This window comes from Cupriavidus sp. (assembly GCF_057315035.1).
Genome location: NZ_DBHKYV010000068.1, coordinates 21,038 through 27,579, shown reverse-complemented (window position 1 = coordinate 27,579; position 6,542 = coordinate 21,038). Strand labels below are relative to the sequence as shown.

General features: G+C 64.4%; 6 protein-coding genes. All 6 read right to left on the bottom strand.

Annotation, left to right across the window (positions count from 1 at the left end; all coding sequences use genetic code 11):
- Positions 1 to 74: 74 nt before the first annotated feature.
- From ACO550_RS38530 to ACO550_RS38505, 6 genes are read right to left on the bottom strand one after another with little or no spacing between them, the layout of a single operon-like run.
- Positions 75 to 1,358: an aminotransferase class III-fold pyridoxal phosphate-dependent enzyme gene (locus ACO550_RS38530; protein WP_315598343.1), complete on the bottom strand. Its 1,284-nt coding sequence runs from the start codon at positions 1,356 to 1,358 to the stop codon at positions 75 to 77.
- Positions 1,359 to 1,368: 10 nt separating this feature from the next.
- Entirely contained in the window at positions 1,369 to 2,463 is a 1,095-nt protein-coding gene (locus tag ACO550_RS38525; RefSeq protein ID WP_315598344.1) for a phosphotransferase, read from the bottom strand.
- The gene (locus ACO550_RS38520) at positions 2,460 to 3,488 is read right to left on the bottom strand and encodes a histone deacetylase family protein (RefSeq protein WP_315598345.1); all 1,029 of its coding nucleotides are present in this window, start codon (positions 3,486 to 3,488) and stop codon (positions 2,460 to 2,462) included. Before ACO550_RS38520 ends, ACO550_RS38525 begins: the two co-directional genes overlap by 4 nt.
- Entirely contained in the window at positions 3,485 to 4,216 is a 732-nt protein-coding gene (locus ACO550_RS38515; protein ID WP_315598346.1) for a GntR family transcriptional regulator, read from the bottom strand. Before ACO550_RS38515 ends, ACO550_RS38520 begins: the two co-directional genes overlap by 4 nt.
- A 1-nt stretch (position 4,217) precedes the next feature.
- Positions 4,218 to 5,132 (bottom strand): EamA family transporter, encoded by a 915-nt coding sequence (locus ACO550_RS38510; protein WP_315598347.1) that lies wholly within the window; start codon positions 5,130 to 5,132, stop codon positions 4,218 to 4,220.
- A complete protein-coding gene (locus ACO550_RS38505) occupies positions 5,129 to 6,529 on the bottom strand; it encodes an aminotransferase (protein WP_315598348.1) in 1,401 nt (466 codons plus the stop codon). The genes ACO550_RS38510 and ACO550_RS38505 overlap by 4 nt, the downstream gene beginning before the upstream one ends.
- Between the last annotated feature and the right edge of the window lie 13 nt (positions 6,530 to 6,542).

The following is a 6,542-nucleotide window of genomic DNA, read 5'->3' as shown; positions in this document are numbered from 1 at the left end:
GCTCTTATACCCAGAACCCCCAAGCCCTAAAAGCTTGGGGGTTTTGCTTTTGGGCTTTTGTATTTTTGCGCCGATCATGTCATCGACGCCGCCAGAACTGACTGCAGGGTGTCCGCCAGCATGTCTGCCTGACTTTCGCTGAAAACCATCGGCGGGCGGATCTTGAGGATGTTTGCATGCGGCCCGGTGGCATTTAGCAGCACGCCTTTGCGTCGCATATTGTTGACCACGCGCTGAGCCAGCGCCGTGGCTGGTGTCTTCCGAACATCTTCCACCAATTCCACGCCGACGAACAAGCCGGCCCCACGCACGTCGCCAATGCGGGGATCTTGCGTAGCGAGTTGCCGCAGGCGTGCACGCAGATGCTGGCCGACCTTGCGAGCATTCGCGCCGAGCTCCTCTTGCTCGATCACGTCGAGTACCGCCATGCCCGCTGCAATGGATACCGGATTGCCACCAAAGGTGTTGAAGTAGCGGCATTGCTGCGCGAATGGCGCGAGTACATCGGGCCGCACCGCCAGACCGGCTAGCGGGTGGCCATTGCCCATGGGCTTGCCCATCGTCACGATGTCTGGCACCAGGTCGTGGCGCTGGAATCCCCAGAATACATCGCCGGTTCGGCCTAGTCCCGGTTGAACTTCATCGGCGATGAACAGGCCGCCCGCTGCGCGTACGGCTTCCACGGCCTCGCGCAGAAAGCCCGGTGGATCGGTATAGATGCCGTCGCTGGAGAACACGGTATCGACAAGTAGCGCCGCAGGCCGAATGCCATGGGCCTGCAAATCCGCGATGGCGGCGCGTACGCCGTCCGCAAATGCGGACCCGAGCTGATCGGGCGCGATGCGAAAACTGTCGGGTGGTGCAACCGTACGCACGTGATCGCCAAGCCGGATATACTGGCCAAGCGAAGGCGAGGCCGTGGCAATCGATTCGGTGACACCGTGATAGGCAAAGCGCGTCACGATCAGTCCGTCGTGACCCGTACGCGCTCGTGCGATCCGCATGGCCAGGTCGTTCGCTTCGCTGCCAGTGCAGGTGAAGATCGTGTGCCCAATCTCCGCTGGCATGGTCGACAGCAAGCGCTCCGCGTAGTCGAGCACGGCTTCGTGCAGATAGCGCGTATGTGTGTTGAGGACTGCGGCTTGGCGTGCAATGGCTTCCACCACATGGGGATGGCAGTGGCCTACGGCAGCCACGTTGTTGTAGGCGTCCAGATACCGGCGCCCGTCGGCATCGTATAGCCACGCGCCTTCTCCACGCACAATGTGAAGCGGTTCTTCGTAGAAGAGCCGGTACGCCGGGCCCAACAGGCGCGCGCGGCGCTCGCTCAAGGTTTCGTTGCGAGATTCGATAGGCATACCGGTGTCCTCAGCAAAGCCCGCACGCCGCGCGCAGCGCAGCCGCGGCTTGTTGGCGATCGATGGCATCGCAGGCGGCCAGCCGTGCCCACGATATGGCGTTGTTGCGCAGCAGGTAGTCGGCATTGGCCGGCTCCCGAGCCGCGCGCCAGCCGCTGATTGCCACCACCATCAGCAACCGCGCCTGCACCAGGTCGAATAGCAGTTCACATTCCAGCGCCTGTAGTGGCAGCACGGCGTGATACGCACTCACAAAGCGGGAAAGCGCGCCCAGCGTATCGCCCTGTGCGTCCACCTGATAGGCGGCAGCCACGGCAAGGTCATCGATCAGCGGCGCGTGCACCATGTCGCCGAAGTCGAGTATGCCGGCAATACGATCGTGATCCTGCGGGTCGACCAGCAGGTTGAAAATGTTGAAGTCGTTGTGGATGGGTTGCGTGCGCAGCGCGTGGAGGTGCGGCTTCACGTGTGCGACGAACCGGTCCAGCGCGCGCTGGGCAAGCGCCTGGCATGCCGGATCGTCGATGCTATCGAGCAGACCAGCTACGCTGTCCGCACGCTGGATGTCCCACGGCAATTCAAGTTCACCGGCCGGATGGCGAAAATCGCGTAGGGCCAGATCCAGTCGCGCCAGCATGGTCGCCAGTGCAGTGGCCTGTGCAGGGGATCGGCGCGCTTTCGGCAGCGGCTCGCCATCCAGGTAGGTGAACAGGCGGACGACGCGCGTGCTGCCGTCGGGTGCGTGGGCCAGCAGCGATGCGGTGCCTTCCGTTGTTGGCACGATGCGCTGCACGGGCAGCAGGGGATCAGTGCGCGCGATATGGAGCAGAGCCTGCGTCTGGAAATCCGCCACGACGGGCGCTTCGGCAGGATGAGAGATCTTGAGCACGCAGCGCTGCGCCGATGGGTCGTCTGCCGGTATCAGCAGGAAATTGCGATCGCGTTCGCCACTGAGCGCACGCAGTTCGCCAGACAGTCCCCAGTGACGTGCCAGCAGATGGTAGGCCCATTCCAGCGGTGCGGCTGGCGAGGTGGCGTCCAGTACCGTGGACGCCGGCGCATGCAAACGGCCGCTGTCGGCCGTGGCGATGGCGACTGCGCTCATGCCGCACTCACAAAGCCACCCAATGCACTGGACAGGTTCGGCCCCAGATCTTCGGACAGATACCCGCCTTCCTGCACCAGTACGGTGGGGAGTCCAAGCCTGGCGATGGCGGCGGTAATGCGCGCGAAGCCCTGCGTAGTGACCGCGAGCGCTTGGTATGGGTCGCGCTCGTGAGCGTCCAGGCCCAGCGCCACCACCAGCGCGCCGGGTGCGTAGGCGCGCAGCGTGTCCAGCATGCGATCCAGCGCCGCCAGATAGGCGTCATCGCCGGTGCCCTTGGCCAGTGGCACATTGATGTTGTAGCCCAGCCCTTCGCCGTCGCCACGTTCGTGCGCGTGCCCGGTGAAGAATGGCGTGAACAGATGCGGATCGCCATGGAGCGAGATCGTCAGCACGTCGCTGCGGCGATAGAACACGCCTTGCGTACCGTTGCCGTGGTGCATGTCGATATCGAGAATCGCTACGCGATCGTGGATACGTCGTAGATGCTGCGCGGCAATGGCGCAGTTGTTCAGGTAGCAGAAGCCATTGGCGCGATCGACATACGCGTGGTGGCCCGGTGGGCGGCACAACGCATAGGCGGCGCGCTCTCCGCCCAACACCAGTTCGGCTGCATGCACGGCCGAATTCGCGGCGCCCACGGCCGCGCGCCATGTGTGCGGACCAATGGAGCACGCGGTGTCGCCCATGTGAAACCCTGCTTGTCCCACCACGCTGTCGGGATAGGTGCAGGGCTGGCCCGGGAACGGATGGATATTGGGCAGCACCTCCTCCGATGCATCGGGCAGCAACTGCCAGCGGTCATAGGCTGTTTCCAGAAAACGCAGGTATTCGGGCGTATGGATGGCCGCGCGCGGGCCCGCACCGTAATCGTCGGGAGTCACCACGTCGTACCCGTCGGTGCGCACCGCGGCCAGCAGGCGTTCGGCTCGCTCGGGTTGCTCGTTACTGCGTTTCATGCGCCCGCGGACGATGAAGGCGCGTGGATCATGATCGATGTGCTCGTTGCTGTAGACGACTTTCACAGGGCGGACTCCATGGTGGGCGCCTGGTCGGCGCCGTGCTTGGTCATGAATACATTGCGGACGTGCTTCCAGCCGTCCTCGATATGAAAGCGCAGGGCGGCGGTGGCGGTATCCACATCGCGCGTGCGCAACGCCAGCGCAATGGGTCGGTGAGTTTCCGCCACTGCGCGTGGGTCGTGATAGACGCTGTCGATTACCGCGACGACCATGCGGATTTCCGTCAGCATCTGCGAGAACACGCGGTGCAGGTAGGCGTTGCCTGACAGTTCGCAGATTGCGGTATGGAAGGCCAGGTCGCGCGCGACGCGCTCGATCTGCGGCAGCGATTCGGCATCGCGCACCATGTCGTCCACCATGGCGATCAACTGATCCAGACCGGCGTCGGATGCTTGCGTGCAGGCCAGCGATGCCGCCATCAACTCCATGTTCAGACGCACCTGGAACAGGTCGTCGATCTCGCGCACGGTCACGGTTCGCACGGCAAAACCGTGACGTGGCCGTGAAATGAGAACGCCCTGGCGTTCCAGGCGTCGCGCGGCTTCGCGCACGGGCGCGCGGCTCACGTTCATGCGCCGCGCGATCTCGGCCTCGACGATGCGGCTGCCCGGCGGCAGGCGGCCCTCGATAATGGCTTGCGTCAACTGCGCTTCGACGGCTGCGACCAGATCGACCGCCTCGATCGAGGCAAACGGGGACGTTGAAGACGTGAAATCGGACAGGCTAGACATGTCATTTCCTGAAAGAGGGTGCCGGCCGGCCGCGCAGGGCCAGGAAGCCTCCGGACAGCATGATCAGGCCGATGCCGGCCAGCGCGATGCCATCGGGCGGCCTGCGGAATACAAACGTGCTGATCAGTACCGCCAGCAGCAACTGGAAGTAGTTTAGCGGCGCCAGCGTGGATGCGGCCACGCGACGGAACGCCGCCAGCAGCAGCAACTGCGCGACGCCACTGCAGGCGCCGCCCGCGCACATCAGCAGCAATACCGGCCACGACGGCAGGGTTGGCGGTAGCATCAGCAACGCAGGTATGCCGGTCAGTAGCAGGCAGACCAGTGCTGTCCACGCATACATCACGGCACCGTCGACACGACCTGCCAGCTGGCGCGTGAGCAATTGGAACATCGCGTAGCAGACGGCCGAGATCACCATCAGTGCCGTACCGGCCAGCGGCAGGTTGCCGCCGGGCCGCACAATCAGCAACATGCCGGCAAAGCCCGCCAGCACAGCGACCCACTGCACCCGGCCTACGGTCTCGTCCAGCAGCGCCGGCGATAGCGCCACCATCATCAGCGGTGCGGTGAAGTAAATGGCCGTGGCTTCGGCCAGCGGCATGGTGACCAGCGCGGCCATGAAGCACGTGGCGACGACGCCCAGCGCCAGCCCGCGTACCAGCAGCCGGCCCTTGCATGGCGTGCGCCACATGCGCAGGTCGCCAGTCTGCAGCAGCCACAGCATGGCGATCGCGCCGACGCTGACGTAGCGCGTCAGGTTCATCAGCGGCGCGGGTATGTCGCGCAGCATCCATTTGCAGAAGGCGTCGTAGCAGGCAAAGCACACCAGTGCGCAGAAGAAAAGCGCAATGCCCTGGCGGCGCGTGCTGGCCGCGCTCGTCAGCGTGAGGGCGGATGCTGCGGGATGGCTCATGCGTCCGTCTCGCGGGTGAAGTCCGCCATGGCCAGGTCGAATCGTGCGAACAGGTCGTCGATTTCGGTCGCCGTGATGATCAGCGGCGGGCAGAACGCCAATGTGTCGCCCATGGCGCGTACGATCAGGCCGTGTTGCTGCGCCAGTTGTGCCACCCTGGCGCCCGCCTTTTGCGCGGGATCGAACGGCTGGCGCTTGGCCGGGTCCTGCGCCAGTTCCACGGCGCCGAGCAGTCCCACACCGCGGACTTCGCCCACATAGCGATGTCCGGCGTAGGCGCGCAGTCTTTCCTGGAAGTGCGGCGCAATCGCGCGCACGTGTTCCAGGATCCGGTCGTCCTCATAGACGCGTAGCGTTTCCAGTGCAACGGCGGCCGTCACCGGATGGCCGGAATAGGTGAAGCCATGGCCGAAGGTGCCGATCTTGCCGCTGTTCTCGGCAATGGCGGCGTGAACGCGGTCGGACACCATCACGGCCGAGATCGGCATATACCCCGACGACAGCGCCTTGGCCGTGGTCAGGATGTCGGGCTGCATGCCGAACGTGGTGGAGCCGAACATCTCGCCTGTGCGGCAGAAGCCGCAGATCACTTCATCGGCAATCAGCAGCACGTCGTGACGGCGCAGCACTGCCTGGACCTCTTCGAAATAGCCTTCTGGCGGCACGATGACCCCACCGGCACCCATCACCGGTTCGGCGATGAACGCGGCCACGGTGTCCGGACCTTCGGCCATGATCAGCGCTTCCAGTTCAATGGCCAGGCGGCGTGAATAGTCACGTTCGCTCTCGCCGGGCTGTGCGCCGCGATGGTGATGCGGGCAGGCCGTGCGCACGATGCGGTCGATGGGTAGGTCGAAATCGCGATGGTTGGCCGACAGTCCGCTCAGGCTGGCGGCGGCCACCGTGACGCCGTGATACGCATTGGTGCGTGCAATGATCTTCTTCTTGGCCGGCTTGCCGATGGCGTTGTGGTAGTACCAGACCAGTTTCACAGCCGTGTCGTTGGCTTCCGAACCGGAGTTCGCAAAGAAGACCTTCGACATCGGCACCGGCGCCAGCGACAGCAGTTTTTCCGCCAGCCGGATAACGTTGGGGTTCGAGCGATGATTGAACGTGTGGTAGTAGGGCAACTCGCGCAGGGCGGAAACGCCCGCCTCGATCACGCGTGCATGGCTGAAGCCCAGTGACGCACACCAGAGGCCCGACATGGCTTCAATGTAGCGATTCCCGTGGTCGTCCTCTACGTGGATGCCATCGCCGCGCGTGATGACGAGCGGCCCGATGCTGGGGTGACTGGCCAGGTTAGTGAATGGGTGCAAGTGGGCGGCGATGTCCTCGGCGGCCAGGTGGGTCGCGTCGCGGGTCGGCTTCTGGTGCGCGGGGAAGGGGGCGTTCATGGTGTTGTCGGAA